The 26,850-nt window shown below is 48.0% G+C and carries 21 protein-coding genes and 3 rRNA genes; 22 read left to right on the forward strand and 2 right to left on the reverse strand.

All coding sequences use genetic code 11. The features are described from left to right. The first annotated feature begins 12 nt into the window (after positions 1–12). The 22 genes from pheS (at position 13) to AC8GFU_RS03445 (ending at position 25,481) form a co-directional block, all read left to right on the forward strand. Positions 13–1,020 (forward strand): phenylalanine--tRNA ligase subunit alpha, encoded by a 1,008-nt coding sequence (gene pheS / locus AC8GFU_RS03340; protein WP_506627092.1) that lies wholly within the window; start codon positions 13–15, stop codon positions 1,018–1,020. Then, positions 1,020–3,476 carry a phenylalanine--tRNA ligase subunit beta gene (gene pheT, locus AC8GFU_RS03345; RefSeq protein ID WP_506627093.1) on the forward strand — a complete coding sequence of 819 codons (2,457 nt, stop codon included), beginning with the start codon at positions 1,020–1,022 and terminating at the stop codon, positions 3,474–3,476. Before pheS ends, pheT begins: the two co-directional genes overlap by 1 nt. Positions 3,477–3,523: 47 nt before the next feature. Beyond that, positions 3,524–4,546, forward strand: a complete 1,023-nt coding sequence (gene argC, locus AC8GFU_RS03350; protein ID WP_506627094.1) for an N-acetyl-gamma-glutamyl-phosphate reductase — start codon at positions 3,524–3,526, stop codon at positions 4,544–4,546. Further along, a complete protein-coding gene (gene argJ, locus AC8GFU_RS03355; RefSeq protein WP_506627095.1) occupies positions 4,543–5,685 on the forward strand; it encodes a bifunctional glutamate N-acetyltransferase/amino-acid acetyltransferase ArgJ in 1,143 nt (380 codons plus the stop codon). The genes argC and argJ overlap by 4 nt, the downstream gene beginning before the upstream one ends. A gap of 26 nt (positions 5,686–5,711) precedes the next feature. Continuing rightward, a complete protein-coding gene (gene argB / locus AC8GFU_RS03360; RefSeq protein WP_506627096.1) occupies positions 5,712–6,467 on the forward strand; it encodes an acetylglutamate kinase in 756 nt (251 codons plus the stop codon). Beyond that, positions 6,464–7,633, forward strand: coding sequence for an acetylornithine transaminase (locus AC8GFU_RS03365; protein ID WP_506627097.1), 1,170 nt, complete (start codon positions 6,464–6,466; stop codon positions 7,631–7,633). Before argB ends, AC8GFU_RS03365 begins: the two co-directional genes overlap by 4 nt. Continuing rightward, complete coding sequence (locus tag AC8GFU_RS03370) at positions 7,623–8,105, forward strand: arginine repressor (protein ID WP_506627098.1); 483 nt, start codon at positions 7,623–7,625, stop codon at positions 8,103–8,105. The genes AC8GFU_RS03365 and AC8GFU_RS03370 overlap by 11 nt, the downstream gene beginning before the upstream one ends. Then, on the forward strand, positions 8,105–9,532 hold the full coding sequence (gene argH, locus AC8GFU_RS03375) for an argininosuccinate lyase (RefSeq protein WP_506627099.1): 1,428 nt from the start codon (positions 8,105–8,107) through the stop codon (positions 9,530–9,532). Before AC8GFU_RS03370 ends, argH begins: the two co-directional genes overlap by 1 nt. Next, complete coding sequence (gene tyrS, locus AC8GFU_RS03380; RefSeq protein WP_506627100.1) at positions 9,529–10,794, forward strand: tyrosine--tRNA ligase; 1,266 nt, start codon at positions 9,529–9,531, stop codon at positions 10,792–10,794. The genes argH and tyrS overlap by 4 nt, the downstream gene beginning before the upstream one ends. Before the next feature lie 539 nt (positions 10,795–11,333). Beyond that, positions 11,334–12,846: ribosomal RNA gene (locus AC8GFU_RS03385) — 16S ribosomal RNA — on the forward strand. A gap of 303 nt (positions 12,847–13,149) precedes the next feature. Beyond that, positions 13,150–16,244, forward strand: a 23S ribosomal RNA gene (locus AC8GFU_RS03390). Between the two features lie 116 nt (positions 16,245–16,360). Further along, a 5S ribosomal RNA gene (gene rrf / locus AC8GFU_RS03395) occupies positions 16,361–16,477 on the forward strand. Together the 16S, 23S and 5S rRNA genes form the textbook arrangement of a ribosomal RNA operon. A 105-nt stretch (positions 16,478–16,582) precedes the next feature. Further along, positions 16,583–17,512, forward strand: coding sequence for a hypothetical protein (locus tag AC8GFU_RS03400; protein WP_506627101.1), 930 nt, complete (start codon positions 16,583–16,585; stop codon positions 17,510–17,512). Positions 17,513–17,595: 83 nt separating this feature from the next. Next, entirely contained in the window at positions 17,596–17,940 is a 345-nt protein-coding gene (locus AC8GFU_RS03405) for a single-stranded DNA-binding protein (RefSeq protein ID WP_506627102.1), read from the forward strand. A gap of 13 nt (positions 17,941–17,953) precedes the next feature. Next, complete coding sequence (locus AC8GFU_RS03410; RefSeq protein WP_506627103.1) at positions 17,954–18,295, forward strand: hypothetical protein; 342 nt, start codon at positions 17,954–17,956, stop codon at positions 18,293–18,295. Continuing rightward, complete coding sequence (locus AC8GFU_RS03415) at positions 18,295–18,468, forward strand: hypothetical protein (protein ID WP_506627104.1); 174 nt, start codon at positions 18,295–18,297, stop codon at positions 18,466–18,468. The genes AC8GFU_RS03410 and AC8GFU_RS03415 overlap by 1 nt, the downstream gene beginning before the upstream one ends. Positions 18,469–18,479: 11 nt before the next feature. Continuing rightward, the gene (locus AC8GFU_RS03420) at positions 18,480–19,268 is read left to right on the forward strand and encodes a TlyA family RNA methyltransferase (protein ID WP_506627105.1); all 789 of its coding nucleotides are present in this window, start codon (positions 18,480–18,482) and stop codon (positions 19,266–19,268) included. Next, on the forward strand, positions 19,268–20,116 hold the full coding sequence (locus AC8GFU_RS03425) for an NAD kinase (protein WP_506627106.1): 849 nt from the start codon (positions 19,268–19,270) through the stop codon (positions 20,114–20,116). The genes AC8GFU_RS03420 and AC8GFU_RS03425 overlap by 1 nt, the downstream gene beginning before the upstream one ends. Next, entirely contained in the window at positions 20,109–21,809 is a 1,701-nt protein-coding gene (recN, locus tag AC8GFU_RS03430) for a DNA repair protein RecN (RefSeq protein ID WP_506627107.1), read from the forward strand. The genes AC8GFU_RS03425 and recN overlap by 8 nt, the downstream gene beginning before the upstream one ends. Positions 21,810–21,844: 35 nt before the next feature. Then, positions 21,845–23,476 carry a CTP synthase gene (gene pyrG, locus AC8GFU_RS03435; RefSeq protein WP_506627108.1) on the forward strand — a complete coding sequence of 544 codons (1,632 nt, stop codon included), beginning with the start codon at positions 21,845–21,847 and terminating at the stop codon, positions 23,474–23,476. A 3-nt stretch (positions 23,477–23,479) separates the two neighbouring features. Beyond that, positions 23,480–24,577 carry an alanine dehydrogenase gene (gene ald / locus AC8GFU_RS03440; RefSeq protein WP_506627109.1) on the forward strand — a complete coding sequence of 366 codons (1,098 nt, stop codon included), beginning with the start codon at positions 23,480–23,482 and terminating at the stop codon, positions 24,575–24,577. Between the two features lie 46 nt (positions 24,578–24,623). After that, positions 24,624–25,481 carry a tyrosine recombinase gene (locus AC8GFU_RS03445; RefSeq protein WP_506627110.1) on the forward strand — a complete coding sequence of 286 codons (858 nt, stop codon included), beginning with the start codon at positions 24,624–24,626 and terminating at the stop codon, positions 25,479–25,481. Between the two features lie 3 nt (positions 25,482–25,484). On the opposite strand, the gene AC8GFU_RS03450 is transcribed toward AC8GFU_RS03445, so the two are convergent. Then, positions 25,485–25,901, reverse strand: a complete 417-nt coding sequence (locus tag AC8GFU_RS03450; protein ID WP_506627111.1) for a hypothetical protein — start codon at positions 25,899–25,901, stop codon at positions 25,485–25,487. Continuing rightward, positions 25,898–26,782: a ParA family protein gene (locus AC8GFU_RS03455; RefSeq protein WP_506627112.1), complete on the reverse strand. Its 885-nt coding sequence runs from the start codon at positions 26,780–26,782 to the stop codon at positions 25,898–25,900. The genes AC8GFU_RS03450 and AC8GFU_RS03455 overlap by 4 nt, the downstream gene beginning before the upstream one ends. Positions 26,783–26,850: the final 68 nt, after the last annotated feature.

The following is a 26,850-nucleotide window of genomic DNA, read 5'->3' on the forward strand; positions in this document are numbered from 1 at the left end:
AGAGTTCTCCCCATGCGCGTAGAGGAAATTTCTGCCTGGGTTGAAGATGCCCGTAAGGCTTTCGCCTCCGCTTCAGATCTGGATTCGCTGAAATCAGCTCGCTTGGCACATGCCGGCGACAAATCTCCAATTGCCTTGGCATCCCGCGGACTTGGTGCTTTGTCACCTGAAGATAAGGCCTCATTCGGAAAGGTAATCGGAGAGGCTAAGGCGGCGATTGCCCAAGCACTTGCTGAAGCGACCGCTGTTCTAGAAGCAGAGCGCGACCGTAAAGTTTTGCTCGAAGAGGTTGTTGATATTACCTTGCCCGTTAATCGCTCTCACCGTGGTGGGCTGCATCCCATTTCAATTATTAAGAATGAAGTTTCAGATTTCTTTATCGAACAAGGTTTTGCAGTAGAAGAAGGTCCAGAACTTGAATCTGGCTGGCTTAACTTTGATGCCTTAAATATTCCTGCCGATCACCCAGCTCGAACAATGCAGGATACATTTTTCATCGAACCAGTTGAATCAGGAATGGTTTTACGCACCCACACATCTCCTGTGCAAATTCGCACGATGTTGACGCAGCAACCACCAATTTACGTTGTATGTCCTGGGCGCACATTCCGCGCCGATGAGTTAGATGCAACTCATAGCCCTGTGTTCCACCAGGTTGAAGGTCTCGTCATTGATAAGGGAATCACAATGGCACACCTCAAGGGAACGCTGGATAACTTTGCTCGACACATGTTTGGGCCTGATGTCACTACACGTCTTCGTCCATCATTCTTTCCATTCACCGAGCCGAGCGCAGAAGTAGATATCTTCTTTAACAATCGCTGGATCGAATGGGGCGGTTGCGGAATGGTTAACCCAAAGGTTTTGGCTACATGTGGAATCGACACAGATGTCTACAGTGGATTTGCATTCGGTATGGGTCTAGAACGAACACTCATGGTTCGCCACGGCATTACAGACATGCATGACATTGTTGAAGGCGATCTTCGTTTCACCCGTCAGTTTGGAGTTGGCCTGTAATGCGCGCTCCTTTATCGTGGATCAAAGAGTTTGTTGAGATTCCTTCAACAGTTACAGCTGATCAAATCTCAGATGGCCTTATTCGAGTTGGTTTTGAGGTGGAAGAGATCATTCACCAAGGCGCTGATTTAACCGGTCCGCTGAAGTTTGCAAAGGTATTAACAATTGAAGAGATCACTGAATTTAAGAAGCCAATTCGCTATGTGGGGCTTGATTGTGGCGAAGGTGAAACTCGTTATGTGATTTGCGGTGCAACAAACTTTGCAGTGGGGGATTTAGTAGTAGCAGCGCTACCAGGTGCGATTCTTCCTGGTGATTTTAAAATTGGCGCACGCGAAACCTATGGTAAAACTTCAAATGGAATGATCTGTTCAGCTCGCGAATTAGGAATCAGCGATGACCATGCGGGCATTATGGTTTTTGCTGAAGGTGAAGTCACAATCGGCGCAGATGCAATTGAAGTTCTACAGATCAATGATGTGATCTTTGATGTAGCTGTAAACCCTGACCGTGGGTATGCCTTGAGCATTCGCGGAATAGCACGCGAGGTAGCGGGTTCGCTCGATCTAAAGTTCACAGATCCAGTAGATGCATTACGTGGTCTTAAATTTGAAGAAACCGGCAAAGGTGTATCTGCAAAGATCGCTGACAAATCGACAGCTTCAGTTTTCTATCTGCGCACGCTGTCTAACTTTGATCCTAAAGCAACAACTCCAATCTGGATGCGCCGCCGAATTGAAAAGATGGGGATGCGTTCCATCTCCTTAGTTGTAGATATAACCAACTACGTAATGCTCGAACTTGGTCAGCCTTTGCACGCCTTTGATAAATCAAAGATCAAGGGCGGATTAACGATCAAGCGCGCAGGGTCTGCTCAAAAGTTTGTAACCCTTGATGGCCAGGAACGCCAGTTGGATCCAGATGATTTGATGGTCTGCGATGATGAACAACCGTTAGCACTTGCCGGAACAATGGGCGGCTTGTCTTCAGAGATCACCGAAACAACTACAGATATCGCACTCGAAGCGGTGCGGTTCGATCCTGTATGCATCGCAAAGAATTCACGCCGTCACAAACTATCTTCCGAGGCTTCTCGTCGTTTAGAACGAAGCGTTGATCCCTCTTTGGCGCAATTTGCTTCGGCACGATTTGTTCAACTGCTGACCGCCCATAGCTCTGCACAACATGTTGCAACAGTTGTAGATGGCGAGCCTGTTTATGCCCCAACGGTCACTATTGATCCCACATACATTTCGAGGATTTTGGGCTTTGAAGTTCCGGCGGCCAAGGTTGCCGAAGTTCTTCGTGTAATTGGATGCGATGTTGATGAAAAGAGCTTCACTATCGATCCTCCATCTTGGCGCTCAGATCTACTGACCGCTGCAGATTTCACTGAAGAGGTAGCCCGCATGATCGGCTACGACAAAATTCCATCAATACTTCCACCTCGACCTTTACACGCAACTTTGACCCCAACGCAAAAGCGCCGTCGCGCTGTAGCAACCATGCTTGCCAGCCGCGGATTGGCCGAGGTTCAAACCTTTCCATTTACAAATCAGGCAACGATTGATTCCATGGGTTTTGTTGGCGAACGCGCTTCGACTTACAAGGTTGCAAACCCAATGTCTGAAGAGTTCCCATTGATGCGTGTTCACTTGGTGCCAGGACTTATTGAAGTTGCGCAGCGCAATATCAGCCGCGGAGCAAAGGATTTTGCGATCTTTGAAATGGGCTCAATCTTCCGTAGCTCTCAAAAGTTAGTTCCTGCGATTTCTCCTGATTTATCAAAGCGTCCGGATCAAAAGCTGATTGATGAAATCTTTGCAAGCGTTCCAACTCAGGGTTATCACGTTGCAGGGTTGCTCGTTGGAAAGACGGAAAATGAGAATTGGCAAGGAAAAGCACGCGCCTATAACTGGCAGGATGCAATCGCCTTTGCACAAGACATTTTGGCTTTGTGCAATCTTGAATGGAGTGTTGCTCGCTCCGATCTCGCACCGTGGCATCCAGGTCGTTGTGCCGAATTAATCGTTAATGGAAAAGCGGTAGCTCACGCAGGTGAACTTCACCCTCGCATCGTTGCGGCATATGGACTGCCAGAACGCTCTGTTGCCTTTGCGGTGGCACTCAATGCATTGCCAGACTCAACCCTTGTTCGCCCAACAACAGTTGGAACTATGCCTGCTGCAGTTCAAGATGTTGCCTTGATTGTTGATGCAACGGTGAGCGCCGCAGATATTGAAGGTGCGTTGCGAGAAGGTGCTGGCGAGTTGCTTGAGTCAATTACCCTCTTTGATCGCTACGACAAGATCGGGGATGGCAAGATTTCCCTAGCCTTCACCTTGGTATTCCGTGCAGCTGATCGCACACTTACAGGAGAAGAGGTCTCGGCTATGCGTGAGGCTGCAACTGCGGTGGCCGCGACCAAGTTCGGAGCTGTTGTACGAACCGCATAATTATGCATAAGATTGCATAATTATTGATAATCCCTTACGCTGGAGCCATGAAAACAGCGGTCATTGGTGCAAGTGGGTATGCAGGCGGAGAGCTATTAAGGCTCCTGGCGATTCACCCACATTTTGAGGTCTCAGTTGTAAGCGCTCATTCAAATGCAGGGGAGCAGGTAACTGCTCTTCACCCTCAATTACAAAGTTACGCTGGTCGTGAGTTTGCAACCGCTGATTCCATCGATTTTTCACATATAGAACTTGTCTTTCTAGCGTTGCCACATGGTGAATCTGCCGCATTGATTGCTCAAATTCCTGCCCATGTGAAGATTGTTGATTTGGGTGCCGATTACAGATTAGAAGATGCCAACCAATGGCAAAAGTATTACGGCGGCAAGCACGCAGGATCTTGGGTGTATGGACTACCTGAGCTTGCAGTAGGTCAACGTGAAGCGATAAAAAAAGAGAGCAAGGTTGCAAATCCGGGTTGCTATGCAACCTCGATTTCTCTTGGCATTGCACCAGCGGTTGCTCTCATTGATTGCTCCGACATCGTTGTAGTTGCAGCCTCTGGCACAACCGGTGCCGGAAGAAGCGCAAAGATTAATCTCATTGGTAGTGAAGTAATGGGATCTCTTACATCTTATAAATTTGGCGGTGTACATCAACACACGCCTGAAATCGAACAAGCATTATCTGCTGTCGCGCAAAAGGAAGCGAAGATCTCATTTACGCCCATCCTTGCGCCAATGCCCCGTGGAATTCTGGCGACAATTACCGCAAAACTGACAACTGCTTTAACAACTCAGCAAGCACATGACCTCTATGCAAAACATTATGCACACGAGTTCTTTGTAGATCTCCTGCCACTCGGACAGTTGCCTAAGACGAGTGCTGTCACAGGAAGCAACAAGGTTCAAATTCAAGTTGCAGTTGATGAACACACTCAACGCTTAGTTGTGTCTGTTGCTATCGACAACCTTGGTAAAGGTGCAGCGGGCCAAGCAATTCAAAATGCAAACTTGATTTGCGGCTTAGCTGAAAATAGCGGTTTAGCACTTGATGGAATCGGCGCATGAAGCTTCCGCAAGGTTTCAGATCAGCTTCAATTGCTGCAGGCCTGAAAAGTACGGGTGCTCTTGATTTAACTCTTATTGAAAATCAAGGCCCGAACTTCAACGCGGCCGCTGTTTTTACAACCAATAAAGTTGTTGCCGCCCCGGTTATTTGGTCACGACAAGTTGCAGAGGGTGAAATCGTACGAGCAGTTGTTCTCAATAGCGGGGGAGCAAATGCTTGCACCGGCCCACAAGGTTTTGCAGATACCCATAAGACTGCAGAGCATGTTGGACAGCTACTTAATGTTTCATCAGGTGAAGTAATTGTCTGTTCAACTGGATTAATTGGTGAACTATTGCCGATGCCAAAGATTGTTGCAGGGCTTGATGCTATTGCTCCGTTGATGGATAACGATGGGTTGCAAACAAGTGCGCAAGCAATCATGACAACTGATTCTGTTGCAAAAATCGCTACCGCGAACTTTAATGGCGCTCTTTTTGCTGGTATCGCGAAGGGTGCCGGAATGTTAGCCCCAGCACTTGCCACGATGTTATCTGTGGTTATGACCGATGCAGTTGTTTCTGACAACACTCAGGAAATATTTCAACGCGCAACCGACCGCACCTACAACCGCATCGATTCTGACGGTTGCACATCTACTAATGACACAGTGCTCTTCATGTCATCAGGTGCCAGTGGAGTAAAGATCTCAGATAACGATCTTGAAGACATGCTGATGCATGTATGTGGGACTTTGTCGGCTCAACTGATTGCCGATGCTGAAGGCTCAAGTAAGACTGTCGCGATCAAGGTGCTCAATGCTTCCTCTGAGAAAGATGCAGTGGAAGTTGGACGTGCTTGTGCGCGTAACAACCTACTGAAAGCTGCAATTTTTGGCGGAGATCCTAACTGGGGACGGGTACTAGCTGCGGTAGGTACCGCTGATGCTGACATGAACCCACTTGCGATCGATGTGAAACTCAATGGTGTGCAGGTATGCACCAACAGTGCACCTGATGCCGATAAATCCACGGTCAACTTCGATGCACGTTTAGTGGAAATTGAAATCGATTTAAAGATCGGTACAGCAACAGCGACGATTATGACCAACGACCTCACTCATGATTATGTTCACGAGAACTCTGCGTACTCGACATGATCGTCGTTAAATTCGGCGGCCACGCCATGAAGGATGAGAACGGTAACTTTGCTAAAGCCATCTCCGCTGCCTTAGCAACAGGTGAAAAGGTTGTGGTTGTACATGGTGGCGGTCCTCAAATTGATGCCGCCCTAAAGGCTAAGCACATCGAAAGCCAATGGATTGGTGGCTTTAGAGTCACAACACAAGAGATCTTTGATGTTGTTGAAGATGTATTGGTTAATCAAGTGGGTCATCAGGTTGCTGCAACGCTCAGCAAATCAGGCATCAAGGCTCAGGCGATATCAGCGCGAGCACTTCCAACTGTGATTGCACAACGTCGAAGATCTTTAATTGATGGAACTCCCGCGGATCTAGGTTTTGTGGGGGATGTCCAATCGGTAAATCCTGCACAACTTCTGCAACTTCTTGAGCAAGGAATCGTGCCAGTAGTTGCACCAGTATCTTCAGATGTTGATTTGAAAACAGGGCTTAACGTCAACGCGGATTTTGCTGCAGCTGCAATTGCTGCTTCTCTTGAAGCTTCGGCACTAATTGTCATGACTGATGTTGCTGGTATTTATCGCAATTGGCCGGATAAGAGTTCGCTCATCGAATCGATTTGTGCGGAAGAACTAGAGTCAATCAAGGCTACCTTTGCTGAAGGAATGGCACCAAAAGTACAAGCCGCATTAGATGCTTTGTCATTTGGCGCAAAGGCGGTTCGAATCATTGATGGTACAGATCCCGATAGCTTTGCATCAGCGCTAGCTGGTACAGGCGGAACGTTGGTGGTTGCATGACAAACAAGAAGATGCTCAATCGTTGGAGCACAGTTGTTCAAAATAACTACGGAACTCCGACTATTGCTCTTGTGAAAGGCAAAGGCATTGTCGTCACTGATGCCGATGGCAAGCAGTACCTTGATTTTCTTGGCGGAATTGCCACAAGTATCTTGGGACATGCACATCCTGCCATCGTTAAAGCTGTTACCAAGCAGGTTTCGACTTTAAGCCACGTCAGTAATTTTTATGCACATCCTCAAGCTATTGAGTTAGCTGAAAAGTTAACTGCGATGACGGGTGATAAGAATGCAAAGGTTTTCTTCTGCCAGTCAGGTGCTGAAGCAAATGAAGCAGCTCTCAAACTTTCTCGTCGTACTGGCAAAGTACGCGTTGTTGCGGCACAAGGTGCCTTTCATGGTCGCACTATGGGGGCTTTATCCCTTACCGGGCAGCCTTCTAAGCGCGAACCATTCTTGCCGTTGATCAAAGGCGTTAAGCATGTGCCTTACGGTGACATCGAGGCGATGCGCAAAGCGGTTACGAAAAAAACCGCAATGGTGATTATCGAACCGATCATGGGTGAAGCAGGAGTAATTGTTCCGCCAGCAGATTACTTACAACAGCTTCGCGCACTATGTGATGACAAGGGTGCACTTTTAGTGATGGATGCTGTGCAAACAGGTATGGGTCGTACCGGTGATTGGTTTGGTTATGAATACTCCGGAATTACTCCAGATGTTATTACCTTGGCAAAGGGGCTTGGCGGCGGATTGCCACTAGGAGCAATGATCGCGTTAGGAAAAGCGGCAGATCTATTCCAACCAGGAGATCACGGATCCACTTTTGGTGGCAACCCAGTAACAACTGCTGCAGGTTTAGCTGCTATTAAATTTATTGAAACCGCTGGAATTCTTGCAAAGGTTGAAAAGCAGGGTGCGCATTTGATGCAAGAGCTAGCGGTAATTCCTGGAGTTGCTGAAGTACGTGGTGCGGGTTTACTTCTTGGAATCGAACTAAGCAGTTTGAAGTCGGCAGATATTGCGAACGCTCTTCTTGCTGAAGGGGTTTTGGTAAATGCTGCAAACCCAACAACCATTCGCATTGCTCCCGCATTGATTGTGACCGATGCACAGATTAAGAAATTTATTGCGATTTTTAAGAAGGTGATGTCAGATGCCAAATAACGCACAATCTGTTTCTGCTCGTAGAGCTAAGGCAATTGCTCTTATCCAAGCAGGCCTCGTACATTCTCAATCTGATTTGGTGACGCTCCTAAAAAAGGCGGGATATAAAGTTACGCAAGCGACAGCAAGCCGTGATCTTGAAGAGATTGGCGCAGTACGAGCACGCAATAAAGATGGCGAAAGCACCTATCAAATCCGAGAAAGTTCAGATGATGCGATTGTTCGCAGTACTCCAATGCCATCAAAGTTGATTTTGTCTGTCGATCACAGCGCTAATCTGGCTGTAATCCATACTCCGCCAGGTGCAGCTCAATTCTTAGCTAGCTCTTTGGATCACGCGGGATTAACTGGAGTTATAGGCACTATCGCCGGGGACGACACGATAATTTTGGTATCGAAGAAAGCAACAGGTGGAGCACATTTAGCGAAAGAATTGCTTGCTTACGCACAAGGTGATGGGAAGAGGAAGTAATGGCTCTATGGGGCGGACGTTTTGCGCAAGGACCAGAAGACACGGTCTTCGCCTTGTCCAGAAGCGTGCACTTTGATTGGCGTTTAGCGCCATATGACCTGCGCTCATCTATGGCCCACCTTGCGATTTTGAATAAGAGCGGCTTGATCGCTCCTAAGGATGCGGAAGCCATTCTGAAGGCGCTTAAAGAGCTTGCGACTGAGGTGGCTAGCGGAAGATTTACAGCTATCGATTCCGATGAGGATGTTCATAGCGCCTTAGAACGGGGATTAACTGACAAGTTAGGCGCGGTCGGGGGAGCCCTTCGTGCTGGACGTTCTCGTAATGATCAGGTCACAACAGATCTTCGACTTTTCTCAATTGATCACATGCTCGAAATTGCAACCTTGGTGACCGCACTACAAACGGCGATCCTAGAAAAAGCCGCAGAGTATGTAAATGATCCTGCGCCAGGATTTACGCACATCCAACATGCACAACCAGTTTCCTTTGGCCATGAATTAGCAAAGCATGCACATGCATTTGCTCGTGATTTGGATCGGATTAATGATTGGCTAGCTCGTACTTCGGTTAGCTCATTAGGTGCAGGAGCCCTTGCCGGATCATCACTTGCACTAGAACCTGCGTTTACTGCAAAGAACTTAGGGTTTGAATCAACATTTGCAAACAGTATTGATGCGGTCAGCGATCGTGATTATGTGGCCGAAGCACTATTCATCTTTGCAATGATCGGAAATCATCTATCACGCATCGGCGAAGAGTGGACTATTTGGTCTTCGCAAGAGTTTGCATGGGCAAAGGTTGCAGATGCATATTCAACGGGCTCTTCGATCATGCCGCAAAAGAAAAATCCCGATATGGCAGAGCTTGCCCGCGGAAAATCTGGTCGACTAGTAGGAAATCTCATGAGTGTTTTAACAATGCTCAAAGGTTTGCCATTTGCTTACAATCGTGATTTACAAGAGGACAAAGAGCCTTTGTTCGACAGCATCGACACTTTGATGTTAGTTCTGCCTGCAGTTACCGGAATGGTTGCAACAACAGATTTTGATCGCGAAAAGATGGCGCTGGCTGCACCAACTGGTTTCTCTTTAGCTACTGAGATCGCCGATTACTTAGCGAAGAAGAATGTTCCCTTCGCTCATGCACATGAAGCTGCAGGTAAGTGCGTTGCGATCTGTGAAGCTTCCAATCGCCAATTGCACCAACTAACTGATGCAGAGTTCCTTCAGGTTCACCCAGAACTTGATGGGGGAGTGCGCGATGTATTGACGGTTCATGGCGCCCTGAACTCTCGCACCACATCTGGTGGCACTGCTCCAGTTTTAGTGGCACAACAGATTAAAGATGCATTAGCCGCCAATGAAAAAACTAGTAAAGAAATTGCCAGCAAGCACAAGGCATTTTCAGAGATGATGAGCGCATGAACCTGATTGAAGATCTTCGCTGGCGTGGATTATTAGCCCAATCAACAGATGAGGCGGCACTCTTAGAAGCGCTTAAGAAGCCAACAACGCTGTACGTAGGCTTTGATCCAACAGCACCTTCATTACACGCGGGGAACCTTGTGGTGCTTCTAGTTTTGCGCCGTTTCCAGTTAGCAGGACACAACCCCATTGCATTGGTTGGTGGAGCAACTGGATTAGTCGGAGACCCAAGCGGTAAGAATGAAGAACGAACTCTTAACAGCACAGAAATTGTTGAAGGTTGGGTTAACCGAATTCGCATGCAGGTTTCTGCATTTTTAGATTTCGATGCACCTAAGAATCCAGCACAGGTTGTTAACAATCTTGATTGGACTTCACCACTAAGTGCGATCGAATTCTTGCGCGATATCGGTAAGCATTTCAGCGTTAATCAGATGCTTTCAAAGGATTCAGTTTCTGCACGTCTTGAAGGTGGCGGCATTTCTTACACCGAATTTTCATACCAAGTTTTACAGTCCTACGATTTTCTCGAACTGTACCGACGCAACAACTGCACATTGCAGGTAGGTGGATCTGATCAGTGGGGAAATATCGTTGCGGGTCTTGATCTTATTCGTCGCGTTGAACAGGGGAGCGGTCACGCTTTAACCGTTCCGCTACTGATGAAAGCTGATGGAACTAAGTTTGGAAAGACCGCTGGCGGATCAGTATGGCTAGATCCCGAAATGACCTCGCCCTATGCGTTTTTCCAGTTCTGGTTAAACAGTGATGACAAAGATGTAATCAATTTCCTAAAGGTATTTTCATTCAAGTCTCATGAAGAAATTACAGAACTTGAAAAAACACATAGCGAAAACCCAGGTTTACGTGAAGCGCATCGTGCATTAGCTCGAGAATTAACTTCACTTGTTCACTCAGAAGAAACAACACAACGAGTAGAAGCTGCTGCGCGTGCATTATTTGGTCAAGGAGAGTTAGCAGAACTTGATGAAGCAACACTTTCATCAGCACTTGCTGAACTTCCACGAACAACAATTTCAGCTAATGAAGAGATTCCAACGTGGGTAGATCTCTTAGCAGCAACTGGCGTCGTTGACTCGAAATCAGCTGCGCGCCGCATCGTTAAAGAAGGTGGCGCATATCTCAATAACCAAAAGATTTCCGGCGAAGATTTCAGACCCTCAAAATCTGACTTTTTATGCGGAAAATACGCAGTTTTGCGAAAAGGTAAGCGAGATCTCGCTGCCGTCGAATTAGCGTAAATATCCAAAAAGCGCGGTAAAACGCTAGCGGGCGTGGATAATTCGCATTTTTGACCGATTTATAGCTTTAGCCAGGATCCGGCCATGCCGATTTGACCGGTCCTTGGGGCGTATGTATAGTTACGCTCCTTGCTGGGAACGGACGATTTAGGCCGGACAGTAGGCGTCGATGCTCAAGAGATTGAGCGTCAGCCAGATTAAGTACTTCATTTAGGCCGGTTTGACCGCGCCTGCATGCATGCACTAAGTTTGGCGATCTGCCCTGAAAATCAGGAGAAATTCTGAAAAGCAGTGCGCATCCGTACCTTGAGAACTCAACAGCGTGCCATAAGTCAATGCCAATAGTGGCTTAGTTAGTCATGCTTTCAATAGCGAAAAATCATTGTTTTACAATGCTTTTGATTAATTAAGAACCACGGCAAATATATAAATACCTCAATGAGGTATAGCCATAAAAAGCTATACCCGTTGATTTCCTTTGGTATATAAATGACAAATTAAACGACAGTTTGTTTGTCTGATCGCCAAGATGAAAACTTTCTATGGAGAGTTTGATCCTGGCTCAGGACGAACGCTGGCGGCGTGCTTAACACATGCAAGTCGAGCGATGAAGCACCTTCGGGTGTGAATTAGCGGCGAACGGGTGAGGAACACGTGAGAAATCTGCCTTCAACTCTGGGATAACTCCGTGAAAACGGGGCTAATACCGGATATGAGATCTACAGGCATCTGTGGATCTGGAAAGTTTTTCGGTTGAAGATGATCTCGCGGCCTATCAGCTTGTTGGTGAGGTAATGGCTCACCAAGGCGACGACGGGTAGCCGGCCTGAGAGGGCGACCGGCCACACTGGGACTGAGACACGGCCCAGACTCCTACGGGAGGCAGCAGTGGGGAATATTGGGCAATGGAGGAAACTCTGACCCAGCGACGCCGCGTGCGGGATGAAGGCCTTCGGGTTGTAAACCGCTTTCAGCAGGGAAGAAGCGAAAGTGACGGTACCTGCAGAAGAAGCACCGGCTAACTATGTGCCAGCAGCCGCGGTAATACATAGGGTGCAAGCGTTGTCCGGAATTATTGGGCGTAAAGAGCTCGTAGGTGGTTCGTCACGTCGGATGTGAAACTCTGGGGCTTAACCCCAGACCTGCATTCGATACGGGCGAGCTTGAGTATGGTAGGGGAGTCTGGAATTCCTGGTGTAGCGGTGGAATGCGCAGATATCAGGAGGAACACCAATGGCGAAGGCAGGACTCTGGGCCATTACTGACACTGAGGAGCGAAAGCGTGGGGAGCGAACAGGATTAGATACCCTGGTAGTCCACGCCGTAAACGGTGGGCACTAGTTGTGGGGACCTTCCACGGTCTCTGCGACGCAGCTAACGCATTAAGTGCCCCGCCTGGGGAGTACGATCGCAAGATTAAAACTCAAAGGAATTGACGGGGCCCCGCACAAGCAGCGGAGCATGCGGCTTAATTCGACGCAACGCGAAGAACCTTACCAAGGCTTGACATATACAGGAATATGGCAGAGATGTCATAGCCGCAAGGTCTGTATACAGGTGGTGCATGGTTGTCGTCAGCTCGTGTCGTGAGATGTTGGGTTAAGTCCCGCAACGAGCGCAACCCTCGTTCTGTGTTGCCAGCATTTAGTTGGGGACTCACAGGAGACTGCCGGGGTTAACTCGGAGGAAGGTGGGGATGACGTCAAATCATCATGCCCCTTATGTCTTGGGCTGCACGCATGCTACAATGGCTGGTACAAACGGCTGCAATACCGCAAGGTGGAGCGAATCCGAGAAAGCCAGTCTCAGTTCGGATTGGGGTCTGCAACTCGACCCCATGAAGTCGGAGTTGCTAGTAATCGTAGATCAGCAACGCTACGGTGAATACGTTCCCGGGGCTTGTACACACCGCCCGTCACGTCACGAAAGTCGGTAACACCCGAAGTCAGTGGCCCAACCGCAAGGAGGGAGCTGCCGAAGGTGGGATCGGTGATTGGGACGAAGTCGTAACAAGGTAGCCGTACCGGAAGGTGCGGCTGGATCACCTCCTTTCTAAGGAGCAATCAACTCACTCGGACAAGGTTTCGGGATTTAGTAGTTGAGCTCATAAGTGGAGCATTGACTTAGGTTTGTTTAAAAAATCATCTATTAGTACAGCCCATTCGTGGGAGTGGAAACTTAGCTCTGAGTGAAAATTAACTAGGCACGTTGTTGGGTCCTGAGGGGACGGCTGAAAATGCCAAACCTCTGGGCTTAATAAGGCGAAGAAACCAGGATTTCGATCCAAGGTCTTCAAGGCTTTATTGAGTACCGCCCGTATTTTGAGAACTACACAGTGGACGCGAGCATCTTTGTGGTCAAATTATTAAGCGCACATGGCGGATGCCTTGGCATCAGAAGCCGATGAAGGACGTAGTAGGCTGCGATAAGCCTCGGGGAGCTGTCAAACGAGCTTTGATCCGAGGATTTCCGAATGGGGAAACCCAGCTGGAGTAATGTCCAGTTATTTCTACCTGAATATATAGGGTAGATAAAGGGAACGTGGGGAAGTGAAACATCTCAGTACCCACAGGAAGAGAAAACAACCGTGATTCCGTTAGTAGTGGCGAGCGAACGCGGAAGAGGCCAAACCAGTACTGTGCCAAGCCGGCAGGCGTTGCAGTATTGGGGTTGTGGGACCAGTTAGAAGCGACTGCCGTTGCTTCAATGAGTCAGAAATTAATGGTGTAGGTGAATGGCGTGGGAAAGCCAGACACAGAGGGTGAGATCCCCGTAGCCGAAACACTGTTAACTCATTATTGGTATCCCAAGTAATACCGGACTCGAGGAATCCGGTATGAATCTGGCGGGACCACCCGCTAAGCCTAAATACTCTCTGATGACCGATAGCGGACTAGTACCGTGAGGGAAAGGTGAAAAGAACCCCGAAAGGGGAGTGAAATAGAATCTGAAACCGTGTGCGTACAAGCCGTTGGAGCTACCTTGAGTAGTGACAGCGTGCCTTTTGAAGAATGAGTCTACGAGTTAGTGTCATGTAGCGAGGTTAACCCGTCGAGGGGAAGCCGTAGCGAAAGCGAGTCTGAATAGGGCGAATGAGTTGCATGATCTAGACCCGAAGCGAGGTGATCTACGCATGGCCAGGTTGAAGCGCGGGTAAGACCGCGTGGAGGACCGAACCCACTAATGTTGAAAAATTAGGGGATGAGCTGTGTGTAGGGGTGAAAGGCCAATCAAACTTCGTGATAGCTGGTTCTCTCCGAAATGCATTTAGGTGCAGCGTCACGTGTTTCTTACCGGAGGTAGAGCTACTGGATGGTCGAGGGGGCCTACAAGCTTACCAACATCAGCCAAACTCCGAATGCCGGTAAGTGAGAGCGTGGCAGTGAGACTGTGGGGGATAAGCTTCATAGTCGAGAGGGAAACAACCCAGAATAGCAACTAAGGTCCCAAAGCCTGTGCTAAGTGGAAAAGGATGTGGAGTTGTATAGACAACCAGGATGTTGGCTTAGAAGCAGCCACCATTTAAAGAGTGCGTAATAGCTCACTGGTCAAATGATTCCGCGCCGACAATGTAACGGGGCTCAAGCACAGCACCGAAGTTCTATCATTCACACATTATCCCGGTCGCAAGATCCAGGAGTGTGGATGGGTAGGAGAGCGTTGTGTGGCTGGTGAAGCGGCGGAGGAATCCAGCCGTGGAAGCCACACAAGTGAGAATGTAGACATGAGTAGCGAGAGAAGTGTGAGAAACATTTCCGCCGAAAGACCAAGGGTTCCTGGGCCAGGCTAATCCGCCCAGGGTAAGTCGGGACCTAAGGCGAGGCCGTCAGGCGTAGTCGATGGACAACTGGTTGATATTCCAGTACCCGCTTTAATTCGCCCATGACGAACCCACTAATGCTAAGTGTTTGAAGTTTTGCCGGCTTTTGTCGGTGGGATGGATGGCACGAACCGGTGTGGTAGTAGTTAAGCAATGGTGTGACACAGGAAGGCAGTCCAGCCCGGGCGATGGTTGTCCCGGGGTAAGGCTGTAGGGGGTGATGTAGGCAAATCCGCATCACATATACCCTGAGAGCTGATGCCGAGCCGTAAGGCGAAGTGGATGATCCTATGCTGTCAAGAAAAGCATCTAGCGAGAATTATTGCGGCCCGTACCCGAAACCGACACAGGTGGTCAGGTAGAGAATACCAAGGCGATCGAGAGAATCATGGATAAGGAACTCGGCAAAATGCCCCCGTAACTTCGGGAGAAGGGGGGCCCTTCGACGTGTAGGAGTTTACCTCCGAAGCGTTGGAAGGCCGCAGAGACCAGGCTCAAGCGACTGTTTACCAAAAACACAGGTCCGTGCGAAGTAGCAATACGATGTATACGGACTGACGCCTGCCCGGTGCTGGAAGGTTAAGGGGACTGGTTAGCCGCAAGGCGAAGCTGAGAACTTAAGCCCCAGTAAACGGCGGTGGTAACTATAACCATCCTAAGGTAGCGAAATTCCTTGTCGGGTAAGTTCCGACCTGCACGAATGGCGTAACGACTTGAGCGCTGTCTCATCCGTGAACTCGGCGAAATTGCATTACGAGTAAAGATGCTCGTTACGCGCAGAAAGACGGAAAGACCCCGGGACCTTTACTATATCTTGATATTGGTGTTCGGAACGGTTTGTGTAGCATAGGTGGGAGACTTTGAAGCGGGCACGCCAGTGTTTGTGGAGTCATCGTTGAAATACCACTCTGATCGTTTTGAACTTCTAACCTCGGTCCGTAATCCGGATCAGGGACAGTGTCTGGTGGGTAGTTTGACTGGGGCGGTCGCCTCCTAAAAAGTAACGGAGGCGCTCAAAGGTTCCCTCAACCTGGTTGGTAATCAGGTGTCGAGTGTAAGTGCACAAGGGAGCTTAACTGTGAGACAGACATGTCGAGCAGGTGCGAAAGCAGGAACTAGTGATCCGGCGGTGGCTTGTGGAAGCGCCGTCGCTCAACGGATAAAAGGTACCCCGGGGATAACAGGCTGATCTTGCCCAAGAGTCCATATCGACGGCAAGGTTTGGCACCTCGATGTCGGCTCGTCTCATCCTGGGGCTGGAGTAGGTCCCAAGGGTTGGGCTGTTCGCCCATTAAAGAGGCACGCGAGCTGGGTTCAGAACGTCGTGAGACAGTTCGGTCCCTATCTTCTGTGCGCGCAGGAAACTTGAGAAGGGCTAACCCTAGTACGAGAGGACCGGGTTGGACGAACCTCTGGTGTGTCGGTTGTTCCGCCAGGAGCACCGCCGATTAGCTACGTTCGGAAGGGATAACCGCTGAAAGCATCTAAGCGGGAAGCTCGCTTCGAGATTAGGTTTCCCACCGGTTTACCGGGTAAGGCCCCCAGCTAGACGACTGGGTTGATAGGCCGGAAGTGGAAGAGTCGCAAGACTTGGAGCTGACCGGTACTAATAGGCCGAGGATTTAACTACAAAGTTGCTACGCGTCCACTGTGTGGCTCTCGAGATACGGTCTCGAGATCCACGATCAACATTGACCCTTCGTCCTTCTAGGAAAAGTGTCAATGCGACCGAAAACTCAATAGCGTTTCGGCGACCATAGCGAGAGGGAAACACCCGGTCCCATTCCGAACCCGGAAGTTAAGCCTCTCAGCGTCGATGGTACTGCAAGGGTGACCTTGTGGGAGAGTAGAACGTCGCCGGACTTCTTTTATAAAAAGGGGCGCTTTAACGAGCGCCCCTTTTTTATTTCCCTAGAATTATTGTTGGATTAAAGATCATAATTAAAGAGAGTGAAGGAGAAAGAAACGATGGAAGATAGAAATGAACGCCCATCCCGTCCTTCACGTCCTGTACAAAATCTAAAGCCAGGGGAGCGTCCAGCTCGCTCTGGAGAGCGTCGTCCATCTGGAGATGCACCTCGCAAGCCATCTGGTCCAAACTCACAACGTCGCCGTGAAGATCTTCCGGCACGTGGTGGTTCAACAAACCGAGCAGGAGCACCACGTCAAACACGTGACGGCTCAGATCCACGCGGAGCACGTCCAGCGCCGATAGAACGAGATCAATCTCGTTTACGTCCACGAATTTTTGAACCAGATATTCCTGAAGATGTTACTGGTGAAGAGTTAGAAAAATCAGTTCGCGCTGAACTGCTCTCACTTTCTGCAGAGAATGCAAAGGTAGTTGCACGACACTTAGTGTGTATCAATCTGTATCAAGACACAGATCCACAATTGGCTCATAAGCATGGAATCGCAGCTGCGCACCATGCAGGTCGCTTAGCTGTTGTGCGGGAATCAGCTGGATATGCCGCATACCGTGCAGGACATTATGAAATCGCGTTAAAAGAGTTACGTGCCGCTAATCGAATTTCAGGAGATGTTTCATCACTTCCTGTAATGGCAGATTGCGAACGTGGCCTTGGGAACCCTTTAAAAGCCTTGAATTTGGCTGGTTCCCCAGAGGTTAAGCGCCTAGCTAAGCCGGAAGAAATTGAAATGCGAATCGTTGCAGCAGGTGCACGACGTGATCTTGGTGAACTAGATGCAGCGGTTGTCACTCTTACCTGCAAAGAACTTAACAATGAAACAGATGAATGGGCGCTACGCCTTCGTTACGCCTATGCAGATGCATTGGATGCGGCGGGACGAAAAGCTGAAGCCCGTGAATGGTTTGCAAAGTGTGCTGAACTCGATGTTGATGAGTTCACAGATGCTGCTGAAAGAGCTGCTGAGTAGTTACCCACAAACTTAACTTCGACTCAGATATCTGTCAGTACCTACATTAAATATCTGCACTCCAATCAATACAGGAGGCGGTTATGGCAACAAAGAAAAAGGGTAATGAGTACGCAGTGATTGAAGAGGATTACTCTCTCAATGATGTTGTGCTTCGCGGTCGAGTCTCACAAGAGGCCGTTGAGAAGGAGTTACCAAGTGGTGACAAGGTTGTTGAGTTTCGCTTAATTATTACGCGAGAGAAGCAATCAGGTGTTGACACCCTTGATATTGGTTCATGGAGCGCAAAGTCACGCCGAACTGCGTTATCGCTCACACCAGATGAATGGGTAGAGGTTTCAGGCTCAATTCATCGTCGCTTTTGGAGCTCACCAACAGGGCTTGCAAGTCGTTGGCAGGTTGAAGCGGTGGAGATATCCCGAATTTAGGTAGGCTTATGGCATGAGCAAGAACAGCGATTTTCTATCAACACTTAAATCTATTGCCAACAATGTCCAATTGGGAAACAAGTCAGCAACCGATGTTGCCGACTCTGTTAACGCTTGGATCAAGGAAAGCAGTGAAGCCCTCAAAGTAAAGATTGAGGATGAGGTTGAGCGCTCCGTTTCAAAGATGGGTTTTGTAAAGCGTGGAGAGTTTGAAGCGTTGAAGCAAGAGGTTGCATCCTTGAAGAAGGGCGCTAAGAAATCTGCAGTCAAGAAATCCGCTGCAAATAAGAGCGCAGTGAAGAAAACTGTTAAGAAGGTTGCCAAGAAATCCGCTGCAAAGAAAGTTGTTAAGTAATGGATCAGAATAATCAATCAATGAACCAGCAATTTAATGGCGAATCTCTTGTTGAAGAGCTGCGTAATGAGCTTCAAGAGATCGATGCGATGGAGGTTGGCGATCACGCACAACGCTTCGAAGCCTTACATCAGAAGCTGAATCAAGCACTTTCATCTATTGACGGTCTATAAATTCAACCACAATGAAAACTCGTCTGGATGCTGAGCTAGTTCGTCGAGAGCTCGCGCGTTCACGGGAACAAGCTGCCGATCTCATTGAAAAACGCGCAGTGCTTGTCAATGGAATTCCTGCAACAAAACCGGCAACACAGGTGGATGCTGAAACCTCCATCGTCATCGCCGGCGATCGTGATGATTTTGTATCACGTGGCGGGCACAAGTTAGATGGCGCTCTCAATGCATTTACCGGAGTTGTTGTTGAAGGTAAGCGCTGCCTTGATGCAGGTGCATCCACTGGTGGCTTTACCGATGTATTGCTGCGCCGAAATGCGGGTCATGTTGTAGCGGTTGATGTTGGGTACGGTCAACTTGCCTGGGGTTTACGTCAGGATGAGCGGGTAACTGTTTTAGATCGCACCAATATTCGCCATTTAACGGGGGATATGGTCGGAGAACCGATTGATCTCGTTGTTGCCGATCTTTCATTTATCTCTTTAACTTTGGTGCTACCTGCATTAGCGGCGGTATCAAAGCCAGAAGCAGACTTTGTTTTGATGGTGAAGCCTCAATTTGAGGTAGGCCGCGAAAAGCTTGGAGCAGGTGGCGTTGTGCGTGATCCTGCTCTGAGAAAGGCAGCGGTTATTGAGGTAGCAGAGTCTGCTTACGATGTAGGTCTTGGCACATTAGGAATAACTGCTAGCCCACTTCCGGGACCAGCCGGCAATGTTGAATACTTTTTATGGCTGCGCAGAGGTGCACCAGAAATCGATCACGCGATGCTCGATGAAGCGATAGCGATTGGACCCCAATAATGAGAAACCTATTAGTTGTTTGTAATCCAGGACGAGTCGATGCCGTTGTAGCAGCGGTAGAGCTTCAGCAGAACCTTGCATCAACCTTTGCGATTTACACAATTTCAGATGTAAATATTCCAGGAATGATCAAGTCAACCTTGGCTGATCTTCCACCAATTGAAGTTGCAGTAGTTCTTGGTGGAGATGGAACAATGTTACGTGCAGCTGAGGTTACTCAAGCGCACGATATTCCATTGCTGGGCGTGAATTTGGGACATGTTGGATTTTTATCAGAAGTAGAACGATCAAAGATTGCCGATGTTATTCACGCATTAGTGAATAAGACATATGTCATTGATCCACGAATTACCTTGGCCTACTCAGTTGAACGAGATGGCGAAGTTATTACTTCGGGCTGGGCGTTAAATGAGGTAACTGTTGAACGCGAGAAGGCCACCATGGTGGAACTTTTCCTTGAAATTGATAATCGACCAATCTCTCGTTGGGGTTGCGATGGTCTTATCTGTTCTACACCGACGGGTTCTACCGCCTATGCATTTTCAACAGGCGGTCCAGTTGTGTGGCCTCAGGTAGATGCTCTGGTGGTTCTACCAATTTCAGCACATGCACTGTTTTCGCGTCCACTTGTAATCTCACCAGCATCACATATTGCCGTCGGAATTGAATCTGCTGAAGCCTTGCTATCTGCGGATGCGTTACGCAAATTCCCATTGCTGACAGGTGACCGGGTAACGGTTACAAAGAATTCACGGATTGTGCAGCTAGCTCACTTGAAGAACACATTATTTAGCGATCGATTGGTAGCAAAGTTCAAACTTCCCGTCGAAGGATGGCGTGGTGAGTGATCGCACCTTTCTTGAAGAGATAACAATCCGTTCGATCGGCGTTATAGATCAATCAAGCCTTGAGCTTTCTAAAGGGCTGACGGTTTTATCAGGTGAAACTGGTGCCGGAAAAACCATGATTTTAACCGCGTTAAACCTCATTTTAGGCGGCAAAGCAGATAGCGCATTGGTTCGAAAGGGATCTGAGCGTTTAGTAGCTAGCGGTAAATTCTCAATTCCAAAGGCGCATGAGTATTTATTTGAAGATGCCTTAGTTGAAGATGGCGAATTGATTGTCACTCGGACAGTAGCGGCCGATGGAAAAAGTAAAGCGACAACAAATGGCGTAAGTACAACCGCATCTGTGCTTTCTACTATTGGTGAGAATTTAGTTGAAGTTCATGGCCAAGCAGCTAATCAAAATATTACAAAGGCATCAAGACAACGTGAGCTTGTCGATCGCTTCGGAACAGTTGATACATCCGAATACGTTAAAGCCCTTTCGGAGTACCACGAGATGAAGGATCGGATATCAGCGCTAAAAAAGAGTATTGCGCAAAAGGATAAAGAGTTAGCAGAGCTTCGTGAGTTTGCTAATGCTTATACGAAATTGAACCCTCTGGATAATGAGTACTCCGAGATCGAAGGTGAGATCGCACGACTTTCTAGTGTTGAGGAGTTTCGCTTGGCAACCGCTCAAGCGGTGGCGGCAATTGAGGATGAGGAGGCGGGTTCTTTAACCTCTTTAGGTATCGCCCGTCGTGCTTTAGATAACTCACGTGGAAAAGACCCCCAGCTCGAGGCTATTTATCAACAGATAAGTGAGAGCTTCTTTGTTTTAGATGATGCACTCAGCGCTTTGAATTCATATAACAGCAAGCTAGAAGCCGACCCTGCTCGCTTGGATCATCTGCAATCACGTAAGGCAGAGATCAACACCTTGATTAAAAAGTTTGGTGGGGCAGCCTCACAGGATCAAGAGTTGGTAGAGCTTGCCATCCGGTTCAAGAGTTCAGCCGATGCAATAGCCGATCTTGAAGGTGGAGATCAACGATTACAAGAGTTAGAAAACGAGCTGTCAGGAATTAAGAAGAAACTGCTCAAGGAAGCAAAACTTCTATCCGCGCAGCGAAGTACTGCGGCAGAAAAATTATCCAAAGCGGTGACCCTAGAGATTCAACAACTATCTATGCCGCACGCCTCCTTTGTAGCGCAGGTTAATTCAGCAAATTACGAAGCACCTAAGGAATCAGATTTCACTGCAACTGGGTGCGATGAAGTAGCGATGTATATTCAAGGCCACAAAGATGCTCCACTTGTTGCTTTAGCTAAGGGTGCATCCGGAGGAGAAATGTCGCGAGTCATGTTGGCACTTGAAGTTGTAATTGCAACAACGCATCCAATCGGGACATATGTTTTTGATGAGGTTGATGCTGGAGTTGGAGGAAAGGCTGCCATTGAAGTTGGAAAGCGTTTACACCAACTCGCACAACATGCCCAGGTAATTGTTGTTACACATTTGCCACAGGTTGCAGCATGGGCAGATTCGCACTTTGTTGTCACAAAAAATAATGATGGTTCAGTTAGCCAGAGTGATGTAGCAAAGGTCGAAGGGGAGGAGCGAATTGAGGAGATCGCTCGCATGTTGGCAGGTCTTGAGAACTCCGCTAGCGCCCGTGAACACGCCACGGAGCTGCTTTCCCTGAAGGTGTAAGAGCTCGGCCCAAATAAATGATAGGTTCGACTCCCATGGGCCAAGCACATGTGACTAAACATTTATTCGTAACCGGCGGAGTCGCCTCAAGTTTGGGCAAAGGACTCACAGCCTCAAGTCTTGGACGATTACTCGTAGCACGCGGCGTCCGCGTAACAATGCAAAAGCTGGATCCGTATCTCAACGTAGATCCTGGCACCATGAACCCTTTCCAACACGGTGAAGTTTTTGTCACCGATGATGGAGCAGAGACAGATTTAGATATCGGTCACTATGAACGTTTCTTAGATCGCAACCTTCATGGTTCAGCAAATGTCACAACAGGTCAGGTCTATTCGCGAGTAATCGCACGCGAGCGTCGTGGTGAGTATTTAGGTGAAACGGTTCAAGTAATTCCACACATCACCAATGAGATCAAAGAACGCATCATTGCAATGGCAGGACCAGATATCGATTTAGTAATCACCGAAGTAGGTGGAACTGTTGGCGATATTGAGTCACAACCTTTCTTAGAGGCAATTCGCCAGATTCGTCAAACTGTAGGTCGCGACAATGTTTTCTATTTACATGTTTCACTTGTTCCATACATCGGCCCTTCTGGCGAACTAAAGACTAAGCCGACTCAACACTCAGTTGCCGCACTGCGCAGCATTGGTATTGCACCTGACGCGATTGTTTTGCGCTCAGATCGAGAAATTCCAGATGGAGTTAAGAAGAAGATTTCCTTGATGTGCGATGTTGATTCTGAAGCAGTTGTTGCAGCGGTTGATGCCCCATCTATCTATGACATTCCAAAGGTGCTTCACTCAGAGGGCCTAGATTCATATGTTGTGAAGCGTCTGGGCTTTGATTGCCATGATGTTGTTTGGGGCGAATGGGATGCACTGCTAGAAAAGGTTCACCATCCAAAGCATCACATCAAGGTGGGTCTAGTAGGAAAGTACATCGATCTTCCAGATGCTTATCTTTCTGTTTCCGAAGCGCTACGTGCCGGTGGTTTTGCTAACTTAGCAAAGATTGAAATCGTCTGGATCGCAAGTGATGAGTGTGAAACTCCCGAAGGCGCAAAGAAGCATCTTAGCAACGTTGATGCGATCTGCGTACCTGGTGGATTTGGTATTCGTGGAATTGAAGGAAAAGTTGGAGCGCTTAAGTTTGCTCGCGAAAACAAGATTCCAACGCTAGGACTTTGTCTTGGATTGCAGTGCATGGTGATTGAAGCTGCACGTCATTTAGCAGGAATTAACGATGCTATCTCAGCAGAGTTCTCTGACTCTGGTACACCTGTCATCGCAACTATGGATGATCAGAAAGATGTTGTATCGGGCAAGGGAGATCTTGGTGGAACAATGCGCTTAGGTCTTTATAAAGCAGATTTATTAGCAGGTTCAGTTGTCGCTCAAACTTATGGATCAACAGAGGTTTCAGAGCGTCACCGTCATCGTTACGAAGTTAATAACAAGTACCGTGATCAAATTTCGAACGCTGGCCTTGTTTTCTCTGGTGTTTTCAAGGAGCAAGATCTTGTGGAGTTTGTAGAACTTCCTAAAGAGGTGCATCCTTACTACGTAGGAACGCAGGCTCACCCTGAGCTTCGTTCACGTCCAACGCGACCACATCCATTATTTGTTGGGTTGATTGCAGCGGCAGTTGCAGCGAAAGGCTAAGAAATGATCTTAGGAGTTCCAAAAGAGATCAAGGTTCACGAATCACGAGTAGCTGTCACACCTGAAGGCGTTTCGGAGTTTGTTCACGCTGGTCACACAGTCATCATTGAAGATGGTGCAGGAGTTGGTTCTGCAATTACTAATGAAGAATTTGTCGCTGCGGGTGCGAGCATTGTTGCTACCGCTGATGATGTATGGAAGACAGCGGATCTAGTACTCAAGGTGAAAGAGCCTATTGAGCCTGAGTATCCAAAGATGCGTAAAGGACAAACCCTTTTCACGTATCTTCATTTAGCTGCTTCAAAGGCTTGCACAGATGCATTAGTTAAATCAGGAACGACAGCGATCGCATATGAGACCGTTGAAGTAAATGGAACATTGCCATTGCTTGCTCCAATGAGTGAGGTGGCAGGTCGTCTTGCAACACAGGTTGGTGCAACCGCCCTTCAGAAGCCACATGGTGGCCGTGGAGTTTTGCTTGGGGGAGTTCCGGGAGTTGCGCCAGGTCGCGTAGTTGTAATTGGTGGTGGAGTTGCAGGTTTGAACTCAGCTGTAATTGCACTTGGCATGGGTGCGGATGTAACTGTCTTTGATCGTTCCATTAATCGCTTGCAGTACATCGATACCGTTTATGGTGGACGCATTAAGACATTAGTTGCTTCAAAGCACGCGATTGAACGTGAGGTAAAGCAAGCTGATCTAGTTGTTGGCGCGGTACTTGTTCATGGCGCAAAGGCTCCGAAACTTGTATCAAATGCATTAGTTGCACAGATGAAATCAGGATCGGTACTAGTTGATATTGCGATTGATCAAGGCGGTTGCTTTGAGGATTCAAAGGCAACAACTCACGCTGAGCCAACGTACAAGGTTCATAACTCGATTTTCTATTGCGTTGCAAATATGCCTGGCGCAGTACCTGTGGCATCTACATACGCACTTACTAATGCGACCCTTCCTTTTGCGCTCTCTCTGGCAAATAATGGCTGGGAAGCTGCATGCGCGATCGATAAGAATCTTGCTAAGGGCCTCAATGTGCACGACGGAAAGATTTACTACTCCGCTGTTGCAGAAGCTCATGGTTACGCAAGCGCTCAGCTTTGATCTAGCCGCCTCTTCTTTTCTGAATCATCTTCAGATTGAGAGAGGTTTGGCAACAAACTCAATCGCTGCATATCGTCGTGATCTAGCTAAGTTCCAAAGCTTTCTTCAATATCTCGCTTTACATGAGGTAACACCTGAAATCATCAATGATTTCGAAACCTCATTACGAGAAATGAAGTTAGCAGTCGCAAGTATTAATCGCATCGATTCAACTCTTCGGTCATTCTTTAAACATTTACAGCAGGAGTATGGATACGCCGATCCCACCTTAGAGATTGCTCCAAGTAAGTCAGCTCGCAGATTGCCAAAAGCGTTAACTATCAAACAAATTGTTTCGATGATCGATGCGGCATATCGCGAGGGGGATTCAATCACCTTGCGTGATCAAGCGATGTTAGAACTTTTGTATAGCAGCGGCGCACGAGTTAGCGAGTTAATTGGAATCAACATCAACGACCTCAGTACAGTTCAAACAGCTGATGGCGAAATCACTACTTTGAAGTTGCGGGGTAAAGGTTCTAAAGAGCGAATTGTTCCGCTAGGTAGTTTTGCCACTAAAGCGATTAATGATTATGTGGTTCGCATTCGACCAACTCTGTCTGGCAAGAGCTCCAAGCCAAGTGCTGCGCTTTTTTTGAACTCTAGAGGCGGAAGAATTTCCAGACAATCTGCTTGGCAGATGGTTTTAGATTCTGCAAAGGCTGCTGGAGTAACTGAACATGTGTCACCGCACGTTTTTAGGCATTCATATGCAACTCATCTGCTAGATGGTGGAGCAGATATACGCGTTGTTCAAGAGTTATTGGGACATGCATCTGTTACAACAACGCAGATTTATACCCTTATTACTATCGACAAGGTGCGCGAAACATATTCAATGGCTCATCCAAGAGCCAGAGAGTAGTTGTTACTGACCGCGTAAGCGACGAGCCAAGATGCTTTGATCACCCTTTGCTTCAAGGTCGGCGATGATTACAGCGATTGATTCGCGAACAATGCGACCACGATCAACAGCTAGGCCAAGATCTCCGCGAAGTTGTAGGCGGGCTTGATCAAGGTCAAATAACTCATCTGGTGATAAGTAAACAGTGATTTTTTCATCGTGACGTTCGCGTCCCGATGGTGAACGATCAACAGTGGTAACGCGACGTCGAGCAATTGTGCGAACACCCTTTTTAGAGGATGGAGCCTTTGGTGTTGCAATTGCTGGAGGAACTAGGGGAGCAGCAACATCCTGTGTTGGTTGAGTTGGTACTGCGCTCAGTGCTGGAGCTGTTGAACGAAATAGCTCATCTGCACCTGGAAGGTTTGCTCTGCGTGTCATCGTGCGCCTCCTCTGGCGATAAGTTCTCGGGCTAAGCGGCGATATGAAGCTGCACCACCTGAAGATGTTGCATAGGTTGTGATTGGTTCTCCAACAACAGTTGTTTCTGGAAAGCGAATTGTCTTAGCAATAATTGTTTCAAAAACATCTTCTGGGAACTGTTCGAGAATGCGCTCTAGAACCTGACGATTATGAGATGTCTTCTTGTCATACATCGTCGCAAGAATTCCAATAAGGCGAAGATCTGGATTAAGGAAGTTTTTAACCTTATCTAGATTTCCCTTGAGTTCGATAAATCCGTGCAGAGCAAAGTATTCGCACTGCATCGGCACAATAACTTCTTGAGATGCTACAAGTGCGTTGATAGTTAACTGACCCATTGTTGGCTGGCAGTCAATCAAAATAACATCGTAGTAATCGCGCAATGGAGCAAGAGCGCGCTTTAGGTATTGCTGTCCACCAATTTCAGCACCCAGCGTTGTTTCTGCTGTACCTAAATCGCGGTTAGCAGGCAAGAAATCCAAACCAGGCACCGATGACTTCAAAACGATCTCATCAACATTTGCTGTTGGAGTCATCAAGGCGTAGTAAACAGTTTGTTCTAGTGGAAGTGAGTGGGCGTTGACTCCAAGACCCAATGACAAACCACCTTGAGGGTCGAAGTCGACCAGCAAAACTCGGCGACCCATTTCAGCAAGAGCGGCACCTAAGTTAATTGTGCTCGTTGTCTTTCCAACTCCACCCTTTTGGTTGAAGATTGAAATAACTTTTGCGTTGCCATGATCAGCAAGGGGCGCAGGTGTAGGAAAGCTCTTAGCAACCTTGCCTAACAAGGTAGATGTAGTCGCAACATCCTCTGCAATTGTCGATTTAGCGTTCAATCTTCAAACCTCTTTCCTGATATACGCGGGAGCCTATGCGTTACACATAAAACAGGCAAGCGTGAAGT

Origin of the sequence: Planktophila warneckei (SeqCode) (genome assembly GCF_965234675.1) — a bacterium.
Classification (GTDB): domain Bacteria; phylum Actinomycetota; class Actinomycetes; order Nanopelagicales; family Nanopelagicaceae; genus Planktophila; species Planktophila warneckei.